18 protein-coding genes are annotated in these 21,091 nt (G+C 34.8%); 12 read left to right on the top strand and 6 right to left on the bottom strand.

Going from position 1 to position 21,091, the window contains the following annotated elements; genetic code table 11:
* Positions 1 to 22 precede the first annotated feature (22 nt).
* Positions 23 to 1,510 carry an inorganic phosphate transporter PitA gene (gene pitA, locus QE177_RS00255; RefSeq protein ID WP_280550782.1) on the bottom strand — a complete coding sequence of 496 codons (1,488 nt, stop codon included), beginning with the start codon at positions 1,508 to 1,510 and terminating at the stop codon, positions 23 to 25.
* Positions 1,511 to 1,800: 290 nt separating this feature from the next.
* Between pitA and QE177_RS00250 the strand changes: the two genes are divergently transcribed.
* Entirely contained in the window at positions 1,801 to 2,994 is a 1,194-nt protein-coding gene (locus QE177_RS00250) for an NAD(P)/FAD-dependent oxidoreductase (RefSeq protein ID WP_280550781.1), read from the top strand.
* A 601-nt stretch (positions 2,995 to 3,595) separates the two neighbouring features.
* Here the strand turns inward: QE177_RS00250 and pckA are convergent.
* The 4 genes from pckA to QE177_RS00230 all read right to left on the bottom strand — a co-directional run bounded on the left by pckA (position 3,596) and on the right by QE177_RS00230 (position 8,893).
* Positions 3,596 to 5,218 carry a phosphoenolpyruvate carboxykinase (ATP) gene (gene pckA, locus QE177_RS00245; protein ID WP_280550780.1) on the bottom strand — a complete coding sequence of 541 codons (1,623 nt, stop codon included), beginning with the start codon at positions 5,216 to 5,218 and terminating at the stop codon, positions 3,596 to 3,598.
* Between the two features lie 198 nt (positions 5,219 to 5,416).
* Positions 5,417 to 6,289 carry an Hsp33 family molecular chaperone HslO gene (gene hslO / locus QE177_RS00240; protein ID WP_280550779.1) on the bottom strand — a complete coding sequence of 291 codons (873 nt, stop codon included), beginning with the start codon at positions 6,287 to 6,289 and terminating at the stop codon, positions 5,417 to 5,419.
* Positions 6,290 to 6,316: 27 nt separating this feature from the next.
* On the bottom strand, positions 6,317 to 6,733 hold the full coding sequence (gene hslR, locus QE177_RS00235) for a ribosome-associated heat shock protein Hsp15 (RefSeq protein WP_280550777.1): 417 nt from the start codon (positions 6,731 to 6,733) through the stop codon (positions 6,317 to 6,319).
* Positions 6,734 to 6,748: 15 nt separating this feature from the next.
* Positions 6,749 to 8,893, bottom strand: coding sequence for an IgaA/UmoB family intracellular growth attenuator (locus QE177_RS00230; protein ID WP_280550775.1), 2,145 nt, complete (start codon positions 8,891 to 8,893; stop codon positions 6,749 to 6,751).
* 349 nt (positions 8,894 to 9,242) lie between these two features.
* Between QE177_RS00230 and nudE the strand changes: the two genes are divergently transcribed.
* Positions 9,243 to 9,794 (top strand): ADP compounds hydrolase NudE, encoded by a 552-nt coding sequence (gene nudE, locus QE177_RS00225; RefSeq protein ID WP_280550773.1) that lies wholly within the window; start codon positions 9,243 to 9,245, stop codon positions 9,792 to 9,794.
* Between the two features lie 89 nt (positions 9,795 to 9,883).
* Here nudE and mrcA read toward each other — a convergent pair whose 3' ends face one another.
* Positions 9,884 to 12,409 (bottom strand): peptidoglycan glycosyltransferase/peptidoglycan DD-transpeptidase MrcA, encoded by a 2,526-nt coding sequence (gene mrcA, locus QE177_RS00220; protein WP_280550772.1) that lies wholly within the window; start codon positions 12,407 to 12,409, stop codon positions 9,884 to 9,886.
* 115 nt (positions 12,410 to 12,524) lie between these two features.
* Between mrcA and pilM the strand changes: the two genes are divergently transcribed.
* The 10 genes from pilM to QE177_RS00170 all read left to right on the top strand — a co-directional run bounded on the left by pilM (position 12,525) and on the right by QE177_RS00170 (position 21,091).
* Entirely contained in the window at positions 12,525 to 13,358 is an 834-nt protein-coding gene (gene pilM, locus QE177_RS00215) for a pilus assembly protein PilM (RefSeq protein WP_280550770.1), read from the top strand.
* Positions 13,355 to 13,912, top strand: a complete 558-nt coding sequence (locus QE177_RS00210; protein ID WP_280550768.1) for a PilN domain-containing protein — start codon at positions 13,355 to 13,357, stop codon at positions 13,910 to 13,912. Before pilM ends, QE177_RS00210 begins: the two co-directional genes overlap by 4 nt.
* A complete protein-coding gene (locus QE177_RS00205; protein ID WP_280550767.1) occupies positions 13,899 to 14,441 on the top strand; it encodes a hypothetical protein in 543 nt (180 codons plus the stop codon). The genes QE177_RS00210 and QE177_RS00205 overlap by 14 nt, the downstream gene beginning before the upstream one ends.
* On the top strand, positions 14,441 to 15,484 hold the full coding sequence (locus QE177_RS00200; RefSeq protein ID WP_280550765.1) for a secretin N-terminal domain-containing protein: 1,044 nt from the start codon (positions 14,441 to 14,443) through the stop codon (positions 15,482 to 15,484). Before QE177_RS00205 ends, QE177_RS00200 begins: the two co-directional genes overlap by 1 nt.
* A gap of 622 nt (positions 15,485 to 16,106) precedes the next feature.
* Positions 16,107 to 16,628 (top strand): shikimate kinase AroK, encoded by a 522-nt coding sequence (gene aroK, locus QE177_RS00195; RefSeq protein ID WP_280550764.1) that lies wholly within the window; start codon positions 16,107 to 16,109, stop codon positions 16,626 to 16,628.
* 55 nt (positions 16,629 to 16,683) lie between these two features.
* Positions 16,684 to 17,778, top strand: a complete 1,095-nt coding sequence (gene aroB / locus QE177_RS00190) for a 3-dehydroquinate synthase (RefSeq protein WP_280550763.1) — start codon at positions 16,684 to 16,686, stop codon at positions 17,776 to 17,778.
* A gap of 125 nt (positions 17,779 to 17,903) precedes the next feature.
* Positions 17,904 to 18,776: an SPOR domain-containing protein gene (locus QE177_RS00185; RefSeq protein WP_280550761.1), complete on the top strand. Its 873-nt coding sequence runs from the start codon at positions 17,904 to 17,906 to the stop codon at positions 18,774 to 18,776.
* A 79-nt stretch (positions 18,777 to 18,855) separates the two neighbouring features.
* On the top strand, positions 18,856 to 19,713 hold the full coding sequence (dam, locus tag QE177_RS00180) for an adenine-specific DNA-methyltransferase (protein ID WP_280550759.1): 858 nt from the start codon (positions 18,856 to 18,858) through the stop codon (positions 19,711 to 19,713).
* Positions 19,714 to 19,715: 2 nt separating this feature from the next.
* A complete protein-coding gene (gene rpe, locus QE177_RS00175; RefSeq protein WP_280550757.1) occupies positions 19,716 to 20,387 on the top strand; it encodes a ribulose-phosphate 3-epimerase in 672 nt (223 codons plus the stop codon).
* Positions 20,387 to 21,091 (top strand): phosphoglycolate phosphatase, encoded by a 705-nt coding sequence (locus tag QE177_RS00170; RefSeq protein ID WP_280550756.1) that lies wholly within the window; start codon positions 20,387 to 20,389, stop codon positions 21,089 to 21,091. The genes rpe and QE177_RS00170 overlap by 1 nt, the downstream gene beginning before the upstream one ends.

Below are 21,091 nucleotides of genomic sequence, written 5' to 3'. Positions count from 1 at the left end.
TTATATACCTTGGCTCACGAGTCTATATTAGTTTTAATGATAGCCAATAAAACAGACCAGAAAGTATAATAGAAATAGGCAATGTAAAGAACCAAGCCAGTAATATATTTTTAATTGTCTTAGCTTGTACACCACCACCATCAACAACCATTGTACCTGCTACAGCGGAAGATAGAACCTGAGTTGTTGATACAGGCATACCAGTATAACTTGCAACACCAATAGAAACTGCAGCAGTCACTTGTGCAGAAACCCCTTGTGCATAAGTCATACCTTTTTTACCTATTTTTTCACCGATCGTTATAGCAACACGTTGCCAACCAATCATGGTACCGACAGAAAGCGCCAAAGCAACGGCAATAATAATCCACAGTGGTGCATACTCTACTGTATTAAGTAAATCGTTACTCAAGTTACGCAGAAAACGTGCATCGGAAGAGGACGTTTCAGGTAGTTTAGCTACATCTAATGCCGTATCAGATAAACACATTAATAATCGGCGCATTTGACTACGTTGCTCAGGCTTAAGCGCTGAATAACTTTGAATATCCGTCAACATCAGTGATGTCTGTTTTAACACATTAATAGGACGTGAATTATCACAATGGAATTTCTCATCTAAAATTTCCAATTCCGACTCGTGTTGTGACTTATTAACAATATGTTTTACTGCTGACTGATGCTCTTCATAATAATGTTGTAAATGCACTATTGCGTCATGGGTACGAGTTATATCATAACCACTAGCATTCATATTAAGCACAAACCCAGCTGGCGCCACGCCGATTAATACCAGCATAATAAGACCAATACCCTTCTGACCATCATTAGCGCCATGAGAAAAACTGACGCCAACCGCAGATAAAATCAATGAAGTACGTGTCCAGAAAGGCGGTTTTCTTTTACCATCTTTCTTCTCTCGCTCAGCCGGTGTTAAATGAATACGACGACGTTTTTTCGTACCACTCCAATAACGGCGTAAAAAGAAAATCAGCAATCCTGCTATAACAAAACCAATCGCAGGAGAAAGAATTAGAGAAAGAAAAATTTCAATGACTTTTGGGATGTTTAATGCATCCACTATAGAGGAGTCGGTCACTAAGGCATTAGTTAAACCAACACCAATAATAGCACCTATTAATGTATGTGAACTCGAAGCCGGTAATCCCAAATACCAGGTACCCAAATTCCAAATAATAGCCGCCAATAGCATAGAAAAAACCATTGCTAGACCATGAGCAGAACTTACATTCAAGAGAAGATCTGTTGGCAACAAATGCACAATGGCATAAGCAACACTTAAGCCACCTAAAATAACGCCAAAAAAGTTAAAAACACCCGCCATAACAACCGCAAATTGAGCTCGCATTGCTCGAGTATAAATAACCGTTGCTACTGCATTTGCGGTATCATGGAAACCATTAATTGCTTCGTAAAATAGCACAAATAATAGCGCTAGTATTAATAACAGACCGGTGTAGAAATCCAAACCAGTAAATAAATGTAGCATAAACCTTAAGCCAATTTGTTGAATATGAACTCAATGCATTATCAGTGACAATCGTTAGCGGTGGAAGCAAAATCTACATCTTTTTTGACTTTAATTGACAAAAAAAACAAATAAAACAAAAATATTCTTTACTTTCATTAAGTTACTAAAGTAAAAGATAAGTAGATTTTTAGCACTTACTGACATTTGTCTACTCAAATTTAAAGCGTAATAAATATTTTACCCTATTTAATAAAAAACGCGCTATTTGTATTATTAATAAATATCTTTTCAGATAAAAGAGAAATTTTGTGGAAAAATTTGACGTAATCATTATAGGTGCAGGAGCGGCTGGTCTATTTTGTGCAGCCAATGTGGGTCAAAAAGGTTTAAAAGTACTGGTCCTGGATAATGGCAAAAAAGCGGGTAGAAAAATTTTAATGTCTGGTGGCGGGCGATGCAACTTCACCAACCTTTATATTGATCCTACTGCTTATATATCTACTAATCCTCATTTTTGTAAATCAGCCCTCGCTCGTTTCACTCAATGGGATTTTATTGCATTAGTACAAAAACGTCATATCCCTTATCATGAAAAAACATTAGGTCAACTTTTTTGTGACAATAGCGCACAAGATATCGTCGATTTACTATTAACTGAATGCAAAGCCGCTGGCGTTAGTTTACGTTTTCAAAGCAAAATAACTGAGATAAAAAAAATAGATAACAAATTTTTAGTCTATGTTAATGAAAAAGTTATTAGTTCAAACGCATTAATTGTTGCTAGCGGTGGCCTTTCAATGCCTAAATTAGGGGCTACTCCTTTTGGTTATCGTATAGCCGAGCAATTTGGACATAACATCCACCCCACAAGAGCAGCTTTAGTGCCTTTCACATTACATAAGACACTGCTTGACGTTTTACAATTACTTTCTGGTATTGCAATTTCAGTAAAAGTTAGTTCACAAAATGCAATGACATTCCAAGAAAATCTTCTGTTTACGCATAGAGGATTATCAGGCCCAGCCATTTTGCAAATTTCAAGTTACTGGCAGCCAGGAGAGCATATAAGTATTAATTTATTTCCCAATATTAATCTTATCAACTACTTAACTCATGAAAAAACCATTAATCCTAATCTATCGTTAAAAAACCTATTAGCAAAATATCTACCTAAACGCTTTATCGAGACACTACAAATATTAAAAAAAATTCCAGATAACTCGTTAAAACAACTTAATAAAAGTCAGATAAACACCATTGCAGAAGGGTTACACAACTGGCAGATACAGCCAAATAGTACAGAAGGCTACCGTACCGCAGAAGTCACTCTTGGTGGTGTTGATACGAGTAGCATTTCATCAAAAACAATGGAATCAGAAAAAGTAACCGGACTCTACTTTATTGGTGAAGTTGTTGATGTTACTGGTTGGTTAGGGGGATATAACTTTCAATGGGCATGGAGTTCAGCTTGGGCATGCGCCCAACACCTGACAAAATCCTAACGCTTTTATTATAGTAATATTATTGATATTGTCAGCTAAAGTGATCTCGCTATTTTTCATTTATTGTCTAACTATAAAATTATTGTTTTAAGTTTGTAATTTAAATCATCATAAAAATATATGATTATTATCAATAAATTAGCATGGAAAATAATTTTTTTACATTTATATTAAAAAAATCACTTTACAAATGATAGTGATAACTATTATCATTAAAACACTTTCAGATGAACCTTTCTTGGATCATATGAAAGGACGACATTGCTCACATTGCTTCCAGTGTTTACTTATGCCAGCCTAGCGCTGGCACTTTTTTAGCACTTTTCTATTTTTAATATTTTCCAATCAATTTTATCATCGCGGGTACTTAATAAAGATTTCATTATAAAGCGAAATGTTTTAATAAACTCCGCTTTTTGACTTATATACTATCGGATATAACAGAACAGCAAGCCATAGAAACAACTTTAAAAAAAATTTTCGCCATCCGATTTCAATTCATTAATACCGCAACACATATTCACAATTAAATAAAAAGTGCATAGCTTTAATTATATTCTATGCACTTTTTATTTTATTATTAGTAACCTTTAATCAAAAATTACAATTTAGGACCTGCTTTCACAAGTGCAGCACCAACTTGGGTATCAGTATATTTCTCAAAATTATTAATAAATCGCGTAGCTAAATCTTTAGTTTTAACTTCCCATTGGCTGTTATCTGCATAAGTATGACGCGGATCTAAAATATTATTATCGACTCCCGGCAAATTGGTAGGTATAGCTAAATTAAAAACAGGTAAATTTATAGTTTCTGCTTTATCTATATCCCCATTTAAGATTGCATCAATAATTGCACGAGTATCTTTAATCGAAATACGTTTACCGGTTCCGTTCCAACCGGTATTAACCAGGTACGCTTTTGCACCAGCGGCTTTCATACGCTTACCTAATACTTCAGCATATTGAGTAGGATGTAATGTCAGAAAAGCAGCCCCAAAACAGGCTGAAAAAGTGGGTGTTGGTTCAGTGATCCCGCGTTCGGTACCCGCTAATTTAGCGGTAAAACCTGACAAAAAGTGGTATTCAGTCTGTTCAGGCGTCAAACAAGATACCGGTGGCAAAACACCAAAAGCATCGGCTGTCAGAAAAATAACTTTCGTCGCATGGCCTGCTTTAGAAATTGGTTTAACAATATTATTAATATGGTAAATAGGATAAGAAACTCGCGTGTTTTCTGTTTTTGTTCCATCATTGAAATCAACAGTACCATCAGTCAAAACAGTGACATTTTCTAATAATGCATCACGTTTGATCGCATGATAAATATCAGGTTCTGCCGCTTCAGACAAATTTATTGTCTTAGCATAACAACCACCTTCAAAATTAAATACACCATCATCATCCCATCCGTGCTCATCATCACCAATTAATTTACGCTTGGGATCGGTAGAAAGGGTTGTTTTTCCTGTACCAGACAAACCAAAGAAGATAGCCACATCACCTTTTTCACCAACATTGGCTGAACAATGCATCGAAGCAATGCCTTTTAATGGCAGCAAGTAATTCATGACAGAAAACAATCCTTTCTTCATTTCACCGCCATACCAAGTACCGCCAATCAGTTGCATACGCTCAGTCAAATTAAACGCCACAAAATTTTCTGAGTTTAGGCCCTGAGCCTGCCAGTTGGGATTAGTACATTTTGCACCATTCATGACAACAAAATCTGGTTGAAAATCAATCAATTCTTGTTCAGTAGGGCGAATAAACATATTTTTGACAAAATGTGCCTGCCAAGCCACTTCGGTAATAAAGCGCACCTTCAAACGGGTATCTGCATTCGCCCCGCAAAAAGCATCAATAATAAATAAACGCTTACCTGACAATTGGTTAGTCACCAAATCTTTTAATGATTTCCAAACCGCTTCGGTCATCGGTTTATTATCATTTTTTCCTTTACCTTGATCCGCCCACCAAACGGTATTCATAGAGACGTTATCACGAACGATATATTTATCTTTAGGTGATCTACCGGTAAAAATACCGGTATCAACCGCCACTGCGCCTAGGTTAGTTTCAATACCGCGTTCATAGCCTTTTAAAGAAGGTTTTGTTTCTTCTGCAAATAATTGTTCATATCCTGGGTTATAAACGATTTCAGTAACTTGATGAATACCATACCTAGCCATCTCTTCTGGAGTAATGTTTTTTTTTGCACTCATTAATTTATGCTCCTAAATGAATTTTAACCTTAATTAGGACCTATCATAAATTTTTACTCGAAATTAACAGCGATAAAAATCAATAAATTTCATCTAAACTATTTTCTCAACTAGAAATGCGATCTAGAGCACGATCAACGCTACAGTAAAAAAATGTGTTTATATCCTTTATTACGACATAAAATAAGCACGGATGACTCAATGAATCTGTTGTTTTTTAATTCGCTTCAATTCCTCTATATCTTGTTTATTAAACAGATAATCAGCCCCACAAAATTCACATTCAATATCAATTTCACCCTGTTCATGTAATATATGCTCAATATCTTCATCAGGCAGAGATAGCAAAATATTTTCACAACGCTCTTTTGAACAGTTGCAATGAAAGGCGACTGGCTGTGGATCATATAAAGTCACATCTTCTTCATGATAAAGGCGATGAAGAATTTCCTTTGTTTCTAAGGTATATAGCTCCTCACCCTTAATCGTAGCGGTTAACTGTACTAGATGATCAAATTTATGCTGACTTTCACTACTTGCAGAGGGCAATACCTGCAATAATATTCCACCGGCAGCAGGCTGGCCATTTATCTCACCTGAATGAATAAATAAACGTGTCTGCAACTGTTCTGATTGTTTAAAATAATCATCCAAACATTCTGCTATTGTACTACTTTCTAATGCAACAACGCCTTGATAACGCTCACCATTTGTTGGTGTAATCGTGATCACCATATAGCCTTGACCAACCATCTGTTTTAATGATAATTGATTAGTAACTGAACCCTCGACACGAGCAACACCTCTCATTTGTTGATGATTATTTCCGTTTATTACCACCATTTTTACAGGGCCATCACCTTGAATTTGTATGGTAATATCACCATCAAATTTTAAAGTTGCCGTTAATAAACTGGTGGCAACTAACAATTCACCCAATAATAAATTAACTGCTGGCGGATAATTGTGTTGATGAAGTATCTTTCTATAAGTCTCATTAACTGAAACTAGTTCACCACGAACAGCATCATCTTCAAACAAAAAACGGTGTAACTGGTCATGTTTAGACATATTTTCTCTCATTGCTAAAGTTAGTCATCAAAATGACTCACTTAAATTTGTATGCTTAAATTTAATTAGGTTACGTCGTTCTTTCTTATCAGGACGACGTTCTGGATTTGGCATTGTTAATGAGTTGGTCTTCCGCACTAATGCCAATTTTTCTCTATTTACAATACTGTCTTGTGTTTCACGGTATAACGCTCTAGCTTCAGATGCGCCCCGTCGTTGATCGCTAATGGCCAATACTTTTATAGTTAGCTCATCATTACCTTGTCTTAATTTTATAATGGCATGCTTTTCAACGACTTTACTCGGTTTACTTCGCTGCCCGTTATAGTGAACTTTGCCACCTTCAATCATTTTACGAGCAATTGCGCGAGTTTTATAAAAACGTGCAGCCCATAACCATTTATCTAAACGGATAATCAAATCCATATCTGACTGTATTTTCATATTCTATTCATTACGTTAAATATTTTTTTGCTGGTCAGAGGAAGAAACGATATTGAAACAATGCTCATAATATTGTCGAATACTTTTTAATCGCCATTTATTTATACGTTTACGTGTAATAACCAGAATAAGATTCAATATAAAAGTTGCCATTAAAACCAAGTTTAATAGAAAAGCACTAATATAGCGTAAAAGTAACATAGAACTAGGTTTACTATGTAAAATAATATGACGCGTACCTTTTGCATCGACAAATAATTTAGTAATAATACCTTCTGCTTCAAAAGGAGTATGCATCAAAATATCTGACAATTTTTGCAGCTCTTGCCATTTTTGTAATGGAGTATAAGAATCAATAACAGGAGTGTGAAATGAAACTAAATCGACAAACTGTTTTCCTTCTTCACTAATAAGTAATACACCTCTAGGTGGCGGTGAATTCAATAATGCTGCTGCTTTTTCTATTTCTCTATTAATATAAAAGGAGGTCGTTTCATTAACCAGTTTTTCCAAGGTTTCTGCTCCCCCTGGCCGCAATATCACATTTGTACCTGCTAATTTTCCATTTTTAGCTCGAGCAACAAGTACCGACCATTCATAGGTATCACTTAAATTAACTAAAGCGCTCTTTAAACGAAAACACTCATTATTAAGTGGGCATAATGAATTTGTTTTTAAAATAATATCAGCAAAATTATCAAGCAAATTCATGCCAGATTTCATAATCTCGCGTCTAAGTTGCTGATTAACTTTATGATCCAGATTATTAAAATAAAGCTGCTGTTTAACTGTTGTAGAAAGCGAAAAGACTTTTTCAACTATATCAGATTCAGGTATAGGGGAGGGGCTTATATTATTCCAATAAATACCGGAACAATCAAAAGGGAGAAAATCAAACCGATTCCCTTTCTCTATAAGATCAATGGGTACATAGCACATACCCACACCTTTAACTGCAATATAATCACCAATCTGTAACGGCATCACTTCCAATTCGGTATAATTTGTTGTATGTCGATAATTTTCTCCATTAAGCCAATGAAAAATTAACCTAGCTGGTAACTGCACCGGTTCATAAAAATGAAGAAGTAACATGAGGAAAAAACTAGTTATCATCAACATTAAATTTTTGCCATATCTTTTATATGGGTAACGACGAGCCTCCTCATGTAAAGATAGATAACGTCCTTGACGAACAACGTAACCGTTTGCATACATGTCAATATTAATAGCTTGATTAATCTCATATTCCAGGAATGGCTCCCAATGAGATGGATAAATAAGATCGATTCCAGCCAATGAAATATTATGTTTTTTACCTTTATCAAATTCGCCGAATAAACCCAATCGTTTAGGTTTACCTACTACACAACGAATATCCTGTTGATATCTCTTACGAAAAATATATGGTCGATAAAGAAGATATACTCCAACAAAAAAAGTAAGTCCACCAAACAACATTAACCAAGGAAAAAAAATAGCAATAACAAATAACGAAAGTGCACAAACAATTAGCCCAACACAAATAACACCACTGCCCCATAAACTAAACGATCGATTAAGCTTATACTCTTCCAACGTCTCTTTTCTGACCTTAATAAATTTTACCAGTTGTTGACCACTTTCTTGAATTAAAGCATTAACTGGTGGAAATGTTATTTCTCTAGCAAAATGAAATTGTTTAAAATCTTGCTTAAAATCAGCCAAAAAATGATTATTTACTGATATAACAAGTGGTAAGGTATCCGTATCAACAACATCCATAACATTCTGCGTTGTTAAGTAAGGTTCTAATTGTCGGGGTAAATGAACTTCTTTAGAATCAATAAAATAGCGCCATAAATTATCTTGCTCGTTGATTAAAGAAAAACGTGTTATTGCATTACAGCCCGTAGAAACCCAAGCATTTCTTTTAGGGAAATCAAATAACTTTCTTATTGTCGCCTCTTTTGTCTTTATTAAGATTTGTTCAGAATTGGTATATTTAAGATAGTCACAAATTATCTGATATTCATCAGATGTAATTTTGCGATAATTAGCATGTATTAAGAAAGGTAATCTATCTACATCATTACCTTTTTTTCCTTTCATAAACAAAAAGAAAATTAATATAAACAAGCAAATAATTAAAATAACCAATATAACAAAAGGTAAGCTCATTTCTTCCCCGATGTAACGAATAATGCCTGTGCAGAATAACAACCCTTTCCTTAGCTCTAAATAAGGTAATTCCTATTCTAGTTTTCTGTTTTTAATATTAATAACAATGAGTTACGATTTAACATTATTTATTTTAACAACATAGTAGTTCAATTAATAAATAATTTAATAAAAATATTACTAAAACACCCTTATTATAATAATCAACTCTGATTAAATTTATTGATATATTATCACTAAATAGATAGATTGAATGACAATTGATTTCAGCAAAAAATCAAAAGCCTATCCTTGCCTTTAATATAAAAAGTTATAATCTATTCAACAAAATTTGTCCGGGACACAGTATATGAAACAAATGAAAAAACCCAAAATACTGAATATAAAAAATATTGCTGAATCTAGACTTTTTCGTATCCAATCTGTTGATCTTGAATTTAGTAATGGCGTTAAACGTCTTTATGAACGAATGCAGCCGACAATAAATGAAGCCGTACTGATTGTTCCTATCATTAATAACGAACTAATTTTAATACGTGAATATGCTGTTGGGATTGAAGAGTATGAATTAGGATTTCCTAAAGGAGCAATTGATAAAGGGGAAAGTGCCATACAAGCTGCTATAAGAGAATTAAAAGAGGAAATTGGTTATGGCGCAAAACATATTGAATTACTAGCAAAACTAACAATATCACCGGCCTATTTTTCCAGTAAAATGAATATATTCATTGCACAAAATCTTTATGAGGAAAAACTGGAAGGCGATGAACCCGAACCACTAGAACAAATTCGTTGGCCAATAGACAATATGATGCAACTACTCGATGTTAAAGATTTTAACGAAGCAAGAAATATTAGCGCATTATTTTATGCTCAGCGTTATCTCAAAAATATTCGCTAACCTCAATTAAGTCCTAATATTGTAAAATGAAATAGGGTCTATCTAATAACCCTAATTTCAAAGACAAAAATTAAAGAATATTATTACTGTTAAAAAAGTTCCTGACTATTTCCATCTTCAGAAATAACGATTGTACCTACCTCTCGAATAGCTGCTTTTTTAGGTTCAGTTCCTTCAATAAAATATTCCAAACTTTTACTTACTGAATTATTTGTTGCTAATTTACCTGTTTTGTTATCAATAGTAATAGAAATAATTCCATCAGGAGGTTGTATTTTATTTTCAACAACTCCATCAAGAACAACTTTCATATAATCATTCCAGATAGGTTGAGCGCTTTTTGCACCTGCTTCACCACCTGTAATAGTACGCCCTAAACTGCGTTTATTATCATCAAAGCCTATCCAAGCTGTAGCAACGACATCAGGGCCATAGCCAGAAAACCAGGCATCTTTAGAACTATTAGTCGTTCCTGTCTTTCCGCCAATATCTTTACGCTTAAAATCTCTCGCAAGCCAGCCTGTCCCCATCCAACCTGGCTCTCCATAAATATTCGTCATCATTGCATTACTAATCAAAAAAGCCAGAGGTGTACTAATAACATGTGGAGCATATTTTTCTTGTTGAACGGTTATTGGTGTTTCACTATTAATATCTACTCTATGTTCAAGACCCTTCATAGGCGTTGTAGATTTAACTATATTCTCAATAGATTCTGCATTTATTTCTTCAATTTTTGGTACATCATTATAAATAACAGCTATATCTTTACAGTTAGGACAAGCGATTTTGGGTTTAGCTTCAAACACAATTTGACCTTGTAGCCCTTCAACTCGACTAATGAAATAAGGATCGATAAGGTAACCACCATTAGACATAACGGCATAACCTCGAACTATTTGCATAGGCGTAAATGACGGAGCTCCTAATGCCAATGACTCGGTTCGATTAATATTTTCTTCAGGAAAGCCAAACCGTTTTAAATAATCCGCCGCATAATCAACCCCCATAGCACGCATAGCTCGTACCATCACAACATTTTTCGACTGGCCTAATCCTTGCCGCAAACTGATTGGGCCTGCATATTTGGCGGGAGAGTTTTTAGGTCGCCAATCTGAATCAGCTCCAGCATCCCAACGAGTAATAGGCATATCATTTAATAAGGAAGCTAACGTTAATCCTTTATCTAATGCTGCGGTATAAAGAAAAGGTTTAATATTGGAACCTACTTGACGTAACGACTGGGTTACTCGATTAAATTTACTTAACTCAAAATCAAACCCGCCAACCAACGCAACAATAGCGCCATCGATTGGATTGAGAGCAATAAAAGCCGAATTTGCTTCCGGTATTTGCGCTAACCACCAACTATCTTTAACCTGTCTTATACGAATTAATTCTCCCACTTTAACAACTTCGTTAACCGTTTTAGGTGTTACACCTTGTCGCTCATCAGAAATATATTTACGTGCCCAAGAAACACCATTGATTGCCAACTCAACAGAAACACCATTTGACATTATAACTTCAGCTTTATTTCTATTTGTCGCAATAACTACGGCGGGAATTAATGGCCCATAAGTAGGTGTTTTTTTCAGTTTTTCACTAATTTGTTCATGTGTCCAAGGCGTTTGTTGCTGCGTCCAAAGAGTTTTTTCTGCTCCTCGATAACCATGACGAATATCATAATTAATTAAGTTATTACGCAAAGCATTCTCTGCTGCTATCTGATCTTTACTGAAGATGGTAGTATAGACTTTATAACCATCGGTATAGGCATTCTCACCATAGCGTTTATAGAGCTCTTGCCTAACCATTTCTGCCACATAGGGCGCTGAAAACGAAATTTTTGGTGCGTGATAAGTGGCTATAATTTTTTCACGCTTTGCTTCATTATATTGCTGTTGAGTAATATACCCCTCTTCTAACATCCGTAATAATACGATATTGCGACGATTTATCGCTCGTTCATAGGAATAAAGGGGATTAAAAGTAGAAGGTGCTTTTGGTAAACCTGCAATCATCGCAATTTCACTTAAGCTTAATTCATTTACAGACTTACCAAAATAAACATAAGCAGCTGCACCTACACCATAAGCGCGATTTCCTAAATAAATCTTATTTAAATAAAGTTCCAGAATTTCATCTTTTGACAATAATTGCTCAATCCGGACAGCTAAAAACATCTCTTTAGCTTTACGCATCAATGTTTTTTCTCGGCTTAGGAAAAAATTTCTGGCTAACTGTTGCGTTATTGTACTAGCCCCTTGCGAAGCACGACCGGAAGCAGCTATAACCGAAACAGCGCGAAAAACTCCTATAGGATCAATACCATGATGCTCATAATATCGGCTATCTTCCGTCGCAACAAAAGCTTTTATCATTAGTGGGGGAATTTCCTTTAATGACAATGGAAGACGACGTTTCTCTCCAAATTGCGCGATTAACTCACCTTCTGCACTTAACACCTGCATAGGTACTTGCAATCGAACATCTTTTAATGTTGCTACATCAGGCAGTTCTGATTCGACATATTTGTACAAACCAAAAATAGATCCAGCCCCCAAAACAAGACAACAAACTATAAAAAAAAGAAAAAACTTTACGATCTTCACCTGAAATTCCCATTTACAATTTATTGGGTGGTTTATAAACAATGAATACTTAGTATAAATGTTTGAAATTACCTTGAATATGGAATTTTATACATTAACAATAGGGAAATCGTCTATGTTTTTACAAAAATGGCAGATTGGCCTTGATATACATCATAATAAAATTCAACTTGTGGCGGCTACTCAACACAGACATGGCTGGCAACTTCGCGAATGTTGGCAACATTCTTTACCAATCACTAAAACCCAAGATACTGAAACCCAAAATATTCGTATAACCACGTTAAAAAATATCCTGCAACAATGGTGCAAAAAACTACCTAATAATTGTGATGCAAGATTCTCTTTATCCACATTACAAATCCTAAAATCTCACTTTCTTTTACCCGAAAAAATAACACTAACTGAACCAGAACTTGGGTGGCTCGTCCACAGTAAAGCTGAAACACTATTTCCTATGGACATCCGTGAACTTATTTTGGATTATCGTATTTATCAAAAGCAAATATATCTTTGTGCTACTAGACGTAGTGATATTGTTTTTTGGTCTGAATTATTACATGAAGTAGGTTTTTCACTTTCTGTCATCGATATATCTCCTAATGCACTTCGTTACTTAGCACATAAAGCCTCTATTCCTGATAACACCTGGCTTATTTATCGGCGACAACAAGAGTGGATATGTGCTGGTCCTTTATATCAATCAATACACTATCAACCACTTGAGATAACTGAAGTAGACTCTATAGAAAAACTGGTATCATTACTACCTAAAGAAATTCAACAACAACCTAAAACTATTTTTTACCTCGGTAACGATATAAAGCATCATCATTTTTCTACTTGGTCTCTGTTAGATTCTTTTCAATATTACTCTATCAAGTTACCAAAAGATTTTCATAATTTTGCGATTGCTGCAGGTTTAGCACTTCGCGAGGGAGATAAATGATGTATCAAGTTAATTTTCTGCCATGGCAGAAAAAACGCCTTAAACAACGCTATTATGTATGGTTATCTCTCTTTTTTATACAAATTTCAAGTTTGATATTAATTCTGTTTTTTATAATTGATAGGCATAAACAGCAATACCTTCATCAACAATATTTACTTGATAATGAAAATATAGAAATTGCTGCCATTGAACAACAGCTTGTTAACATTGAGCAACAGCGACAGCAACTTAATCAATTGACTGAAAAATTTAATACGTTAATTCAAATCGCTAACCACAACAAACAACAGCTTTATTTACTACAACAAATTCCGAATATTCTGCCAACAGGTAGTTGGTTAGAAGCGCTTTCAAGCCAAAGAGATGAATTAATAATTAAAGCAAATAGCCATGATTATCATGAAATTTTACAGTTCATGCGCCAATTAAGCGAGCAAAAGTTAGTAACTCAAATCCAATTACAAACAATACAACTAACCTCACAAAATATTCAAAAAACTACATTAAATGCAAAGTGGCTACGTACGGAGAAACAACATGATAAAAAATAAAGTATATGAATGGTTTTATAGGCCATTATGGAAACAACTTATCCCACAATGGTTAACGCTTTTTTTAATTTTTCTCTTTTTCTTTATTTTTTATTGGTCAAAAAATTCTTTCATTATTGATGAATTGAATCAACAACGGAAAAACAACAGACAGCATATCAATATATTAAAAACACAACTCATACAAAACATAACAAAAAGCAAATTAAAAACTCTGATAAACAAAAAAAAACAACAAATAAAAGACTTACTTACTTCAATACAGACTGATCCTCTGGTTTCTGCGCAATTCAAATTTCCGCTACCGACTTCAGGTGAAAAACTCATTCATTGGCAACAACAAAACCAAAATAATCGTGTAGATTACTATTTCACAATTTTAGCAAGCTACTATCAATTAATCGCTTTTATCGAAAGCTTACAAAAAACACATCCACTACTTCTTATTCATCAGCTAAAAATAACCCCAAAGAAAAATAATTTATATTGTGAGTTCATTCTTTCATCCCTAACAAAAAGCCTAACATAATGAATTTACTTAATTTAATATTAATTCTAGTATTAATAACATTATTTAGTGTTAACGCTATAGCCGCCAGAGAACCATTTACGCCGCCAAAAAGAGAAGAAATTATTGAAAAAAATGTTACTCATACACTACCAATACCTGAAGAAAAGAGTGATATACATTATCTAAGTTATCCCCTGCAATATGCCGAAGCAGAATTACTAGCATCTCAACTTTCACAAAATAATCCACCCTTACTTTCAAAAAAAGGAAAAGTTTTTGCCGATAAACAAACCAATAACTTAATTTTTGAAGATACTCAGAGACACATTGAACGTCTTCAATCCTGGTTAAAAAAAATTGATATACCGCAACAACAAGTACAAATCACAGCCTATATTATTAATACAAGTCGAGAGGCTTTATATGAACTAGGTATATTTTGGGAACTCAGTACCGATAAAATGAACCACGTCGGGATCAGCCGGCTAAATATTCATCAACCAGCACCATCTTCAATTCCGCATATCGCTTTTAATATTGCCAAAATTAAAAGTCACTTATTGTCACTGGAATTAAGTGCTTTAGAACAAGAAAATCAGCTATCTATCATTGCTAGCCCCAGATTAATGGCCTCTCATAACCAATCTGCCAGCATTAAACAAGGCACTGAAATTCCTTATGTCATTCAAAGTAACAATAGAAGTCAGATAAAATTTAAAGAAGCAATATTAGGCATGGAAGTCACGCCTACCATTTTGCGAGGAGGTAAAGTTCGTCTATCGCTAAAAATTAGTCAAAATACCCCCAATACTAGTTTGCTAGCAAATACTTACCAACATATTGCAATCAATAAACAAGAAATATCAACACAAGTTACGATTAATCATGGAGAAACACTTATTCTAGGTGGAATTTTTCAACAGAAAAAAAACAATCAACAACAAAAAATTCCTTACCTAGCAGACATTCCCTTATTTGGCCAGTTATTCACCAAAAATGGAAAACAAACTTACCATAGAGAATTAGTCATATTTATAACACCTAAATTAATTAATATTTAATAAAATATAGTAAGCAATAATTATTTTTTATAATATAACTTCATACTAAACAGCACTAAAAAGAGCAAAAATCATCCGATTATTGTGAATAATGGATTATAAATTTGACGATAAGAAAGATTTAGCTTACAAGGTTAGTTATTTAGCGAAATAAACAATTTAAATGCGTACACTCGATGATAAAACCTTTATATGTTCGATTAGAGTTGCATTTTTAGCTAATCTATTGCGATAATTTTTATATCCAATTTAATATCATTCATAATTGGCAGCAAATAATACGCATTCCGTATAGATATCGGCGTGGTTTTCAAATTGATTGATGTTAAACTTAGTGCGCAAACAAACTTAAAGACGAATACTTGAGCTTCGTAATACTGTATATTACGTATTACGCGACATTTGGGATTTTAAACCTGTGAAGAAATACTGCTATCAATTATGTTCCAAAAACAGGCCCTTCCGATATAATTCAGAAAAAACTGAATGTATTTGGGATTTTTTTGCTTTTATATGCAAGAAAAGATGTCAATACTCATGAGGTTTCAATTATAGGTCCCGTTGCTAATTTGATTGGCGGGGCGGGTTATCATTAACGAATAATCTTAGTAATACCAAAAACATGGCAGAGAAACGTAATATCTTTCTGGTTGGGCCTATGGGCGCCGGAAAAAGTACTATTGGTCGCCAGCTAGCGCAGCAACTTAGTATGGAGTTTTTTGATTCCGATCAAGAAATTGAACGACGTACAGGTGCTGATGTGAGTTGGGTATTTGATTTGGAAGGCGAAGAAGGTTTTCGGGAACGTGAAGAAAAAATTATCAATGAGCTTACAGAAAAACAGGGAATTGTCCTAGCAACAGGAGGAGGATCGGTAAAATCAAAAGAAACACGCAACCGTCTGTCTGCTCGTGGAGTAGTCGTTTATCTTGAAACAACGATTGAAAAACAAATGGCACGAACTCAACGCGATAAAAAAAGACCTTTATTGCAAGTAGATCAGCCTGCTCGTGAAGTTTTAGAAAAACTCGCTCATGAACGTAATCCGCTTTATGAAGAAATCGCAGACATTACTATTCATACCGACGATCAAAGTGCAAAAGTAGTGGCTAACCAAATCATTGGATTATTGGAAAATATTTAACTTCAATAAATCAATATGAATGACTGATTGACCATGCCATAAAGGTAAAATCAATATGGAAAAATTGACAGTTACACTTGGTGAACGGAGTTACCCTATTAGCATTGCCTTTGGTTTACTTAACTCACCTGACGCATTTTTGCCGCTTAAAAGTGGCGAATACGCGATGATTGTAACGAACAAAACGCTACATACCCTTTATTCTAGAAGAGTAAAATCTACTCTTACAAAAATGGGCGTCAACGTTGATGAGATCATTCTACCTGATGGAGAACAATACAAAACATTAGCTATTCTTGATACGATCTTCACTGCTTTATTGGAAAAAAATCATCCTCGAAGTACCACACTTATTGCCCTTGGGGGCGGAGTTATTGGTGACTTGACAGGATTTGCTGCCGCCTGCTACCAAAGAGGCGTTCGTTTTATCCAAGCACCAACCTCACTTCTATCTCAAATTGACTCATCTGTTGGAGGAAAAACAGCTGTCAATCATCCGTTAGGTAAAAATATGATTGGTGCTTTCTATCAACCAATATCGGTTATTATTGATTTAGATAGTCTAAAAACATTACCTGTACGTCAATTCTCTTCTGGCTTAGCAGAAATTATTAAATATGGCATTATTCTAGATTATGATTTCTTTTGTTGGTTAGAAAAAAACATTAGCAAACTATTTGAATTTGACGAAAAAACAATATGTTATTGCATCCGACATTGTTGTGAATTGAAAGCAAAAATCATTGCTTTAGATGAAAAAGAAACCAATGGACAACGTGCATTATTGAACTTAGGACATACCTTTGGTCATGCGATTGAAACAGAATTAGGCTATGGTTCCTGGCTACATGGTGAGGCAGTTGCTGTAGGTATTGTGATGGCTGCAAAAACTGCAGAGTTAATTGGCCAATTTGATAATAATAATACTCATCGCATTCTAAATTTACTGAAGCAAGCAAATCTCCCTACCCAAGGACCAGCAAAAATGGCTGCTGAAGCTTATTTACCCCACATGATGAGAGATAAAAAAATAGTTAATAATCAACTTAATCTGGTACTACCTAAATCTATTGGCAATGCACAGTTATACAATAATATAAGCCATGAGGTTGTTTTAAAAGCAATTAAACAATGCCTACATACAGATTAAACCGTGATTGAGATAGCAAGATAGCCATAGTGACACTATAATAAATATCCGTATTTTAGAATTAAACTGTATTAAAAATCATCTTTATCCATGATATGAGGTCATTCACCTTAAAGGGAGGGGAAATGGACGAGTTTAAACCAGAAAGAGATCCTCAAGATCAGAGTAACTTCCGGCCAGATACTTCAGATAGGCCTGTATTACGTTCACGTCAGCAAGGATCTAAACACCACCTAGCCTCTCGGCAACATGTCATGATAGGTATCGCTGTTTTGGTTCTATTATTACTCATTATCGCGATTAGCTCAGCACTCAAAGCACCAACTGATCATGAGAAAGAACATGCCTCTATAACAAATACTGAACGTAACATCGATATTTCAAAATCAACATCACTGTCAAATGAGTCTCCTTTATCGCAAGAACAAAGCCAACCACAAAACGTAACCATGCCTTCAATTAGTGATACACCGACTGAAGGATCCTTGCCTCCAGCCAATCAAGGGCAAGGTAAACGTATTGAAATTCCTGGTGACGTTGTTGATGCTTTACGGCAGGGCCAAACATTGCCGACTACAAAGCAACAACTGGTTGAAAATCCAGTATCAACACCTTCTGCAACAATACTTCCCTCGACTACCCCCCCTAAGATCGTGGAACCAATTAAAACTAATCCCGAAACAAAAACAAAACCCATAGTTCGAACAAATACGAACCATAGTAGTGATTTATTATCGTCCCCAGCGAGTAATTACACCCTACAATTAAGTAGCGCAAGCCGTTCTGACTCCCTAGAAGCATTTGCTAAAAAAAATCGCTTAACTAATTATAAAATCTATAAGACCGTACGTAATGGACAACCATGGTATGTTCTTATCCATGGTAATTACCGCTCAATCAGTGAAGCAAAAAATGCAATTTCAACTTTGCCCACTTCTGTCCAGGAAAAAAAACCCTGGGTTAGAAAATTTCAGCAAGTGAAGCAAGATCAAAAATAAAGAATCATTAGGCGCAAATATGCTGTCCTAAACAGAGATATACCAAAAACTCTGGAACATTTAGATAAAATTTGGCGGCATGAAGAAAAAACGCGCTTTTTTAAAATGGGCTGGCGGTAAATATCTTCTGGTAGAAGAAATTAAAAAATATCTACCAGAAGGTGATTGTCTGGTAGAGCCATTTGTCGGGGCAGGTTCAGTATTTTTGAATACCAACTATAATGCTTACATCCTAGCTGACATTAATAATGATCTTATCAATTTATATAATACTGTAAAATATCATGCTGATACATTTGTACAGCATTCACGTAAGCTTTTTAACCCTGAATTTAATACACCAGAGCAATACTACCGTTTACGAACTGAGTTTAACCTATGTAATAATTCTCTGCGTCGTAGTGAACTATTTTTATATCTTAATCGTCATTGCTACAATGGTCTTTGTCGCTATAATTCGAAAGGGGAATTTAACGTTCCATTTGGGCGTTATAAAAAACCGTATTTTCCCGAAGATGAACTCTATTGGTTTGCTGAAAAAGCGCAAAAAGCTATTTTTGTCTGCCAAACCTATCAAGAAACATTGCTATCAGTAAACAAAAGTGCTGTTGTTTACTGCGATCCACCCTATACACCTCTTTCAGATACGGCTAATTTTACCGCATATCATACAAATAGTTTTGGCAACAAAGAACAATATAATCTAGCTCAGATCGCTTATCACTTATCATCAACACGCGGAATACCAGTATTAATATCAAATCATGATACACCAGCAACTAGAGAATGGTATCATCACGCCAAGCTAAATGTTGTTAAAGTACGTAGAACAATTAGTCGTAACAGCCTTGCTCGTAGAAAAGTCGACGAACTTTTGGCATTCTATAATCCTACTTATAAAAAAAACGCAAAAGGTAAAAAAACAAATCGGAGATAATAATGAAAGATTTTCTGATTGCCCCCTCTATTTTATCCGCAAATTTTGCATGTTTAGGTGAAGATACTGAGAAAGTAATTAAAGCTGGAGCTGATATTGTCCATTTTGACGTTATGGATAACCATTATGTCCCAAATTTAACTTTCGGCCCAATGGTATGTAAAGCATTGCGAGATTATGGTATTAAGGCTCCCATTGATGTGCATTTGATGGTAAAACCTGTAGATCGAATAATTCCTGACTTTGCTAAAGCTGGTGCAACCTATATTACCTTTCACGCTGAAGCAAGTGAGCATATTGATCGCACGTTACAATTAATTAAAGATAACGGATGTAAAGCTGGTTTAGCTTTTAATCCTGCTACACCATTAAATTTTTTAGATTACGTGATAGATAAATTAGATATGATCCTAATTATGTCGGTAAATCCTGGTTTTGGTGGGCAATCTTTTATTCCACAAACCCTAAATAAATTGCGTCAAGTTCGTAAAATGATTGATAGTAATGGTTATAATATTCGCCTAGAAGTTGATGGCGGAGTCAATGTTAATAATATTATTAATGTTGCAAATGCAGGAGCTGACACTTTTGTCGCAGGTTCTGCCATTTTTAATCAACCAGATTACAAAACTGTCATTGATGCTATGCGTAAAAAGTTAGCTGAGGCAATTTAATGACATTTAAAAAATTAACCGATATTCAAGCTATCGCATTTGATTTGGATGGAACATTAGTCGACAGTGTTGGCGGATTAGCTAATGCCTTAGATCATGCTTTAATTAATCAGCAATTACCAGCTGCCGGTAAAGAACTTGTTTCCACTTGGGTTGGTAATGGTGTTGATATTATGATAGAACGCGCATTAACTTGGGCAAATGTTAAAATTACACCAAAAATTAAAAATAATACTCGTCAATTATTTGATAAAATTTATGCAACAACAGTAATGACAGGTAGTCAGCTTTTTCCTGGAGTAAAAGAAACATTAGCAGAATTAGCCAAACAACCCTTTCCAATGGCAATCGTCACCAATAAACCAACACCATTTATTGACCCTTTATTAAAAAAATTAGCAATTAATTCTTATTTTTCTTTAATATTAGGTGGAGATGACGTAAAAAAGAAAAAACCACATCCGGCTCCACTATATCTTACAATGGGAAAATTTGGCCTACATAAAAATCAATTATTATTTGTCGGCGATTCTCATAATGATATCTTAGCTGCTAAAGCGGCTGGCTGTCCTTGTGTGGGTTTAACTTATGGATATAACTATGGTGAATCTATCGCATTAAGTAAACCAAATTATGTATTAGATAACTTTGCCGATCTGCTTCCTGCGTTAGGACTACCACATTTTACAATTCTGGAATCATAA

Origin of the sequence: Arsenophonus sp. aPb (assembly GCF_029873475.1) — a bacterium.
Taxonomy (GTDB): Bacteria; Pseudomonadota; Gammaproteobacteria; order Enterobacterales; family Enterobacteriaceae; genus Arsenophonus.
This window is presented reverse-complemented; position numbering and strand designations above follow the sequence as displayed.

What these genes read in the sequence shown, in the direction of transcription:
- hslR (WP_280550777.1), bottom strand. Translation starts at nt 6,733, where the DNA reads ATGAAAATACAGTCAGATATGGATTTGATTATCCGTTTAGATAAATGG.
- pckA (WP_280550780.1), bottom strand. Translation starts at nt 5,218, where the DNA reads ATGAGTGCAAAAAAAAACATTACTCCAGAAGAGATGGCTAGGTATGGT.
- nudE (WP_280550773.1), top strand. Translation starts at nt 9,243, where the DNA reads ATGAAACAAATGAAAAAACCCAAAATACTGAATATAAAAAATATTGCT.
- QE177_RS00230 (WP_280550775.1), bottom strand. Translation starts at nt 8,893, where the DNA reads ATGAGCTTACCTTTTGTTATATTGGTTATTTTAATTATTTGCTTGTTT.
- dam (WP_280550759.1), top strand. Translation starts at nt 18,856, where the DNA reads ATGAAGAAAAAACGCGCTTTTTTAAAATGGGCTGGCGGTAAATATCTT.
- QE177_RS00200 (WP_280550765.1), top strand. Translation starts at nt 14,441, where the DNA reads ATGAATTTACTTAATTTAATATTAATTCTAGTATTAATAACATTATTT.
- QE177_RS00210 (WP_280550768.1), top strand. Translation starts at nt 13,355, where the DNA reads ATGATGTATCAAGTTAATTTTCTGCCATGGCAGAAAAAACGCCTTAAA.
- QE177_RS00205 (WP_280550767.1), top strand. Translation starts at nt 13,899, where the DNA reads ATGATAAAAAATAAAGTATATGAATGGTTTTATAGGCCATTATGGAAA.
- QE177_RS00170 (WP_280550756.1), top strand. Translation starts at nt 20,387, where the DNA reads ATGACATTTAAAAAATTAACCGATATTCAAGCTATCGCATTTGATTTG.
- aroB (WP_280550763.1), top strand. Translation starts at nt 16,684, where the DNA reads ATGGAAAAATTGACAGTTACACTTGGTGAACGGAGTTACCCTATTAGC.
- QE177_RS00185 (WP_280550761.1), top strand. Translation starts at nt 17,904, where the DNA reads ATGGACGAGTTTAAACCAGAAAGAGATCCTCAAGATCAGAGTAACTTC.
- pitA (WP_280550782.1), bottom strand. Translation starts at nt 1,510, where the DNA reads ATGCTACATTTATTTACTGGTTTGGATTTCTACACCGGTCTGTTATTA.
- aroK (WP_280550764.1), top strand. Translation starts at nt 16,107, where the DNA reads ATGGCAGAGAAACGTAATATCTTTCTGGTTGGGCCTATGGGCGCCGGA.
- hslO (WP_280550779.1), bottom strand. Translation starts at nt 6,289, where the DNA reads ATGTCTAAACATGACCAGTTACACCGTTTTTTGTTTGAAGATGATGCT.
- rpe (WP_280550757.1), top strand. Translation starts at nt 19,716, where the DNA reads ATGAAAGATTTTCTGATTGCCCCCTCTATTTTATCCGCAAATTTTGCA.
- pilM (WP_280550770.1), top strand. Translation starts at nt 12,525, where the DNA reads ATGTTTTTACAAAAATGGCAGATTGGCCTTGATATACATCATAATAAA.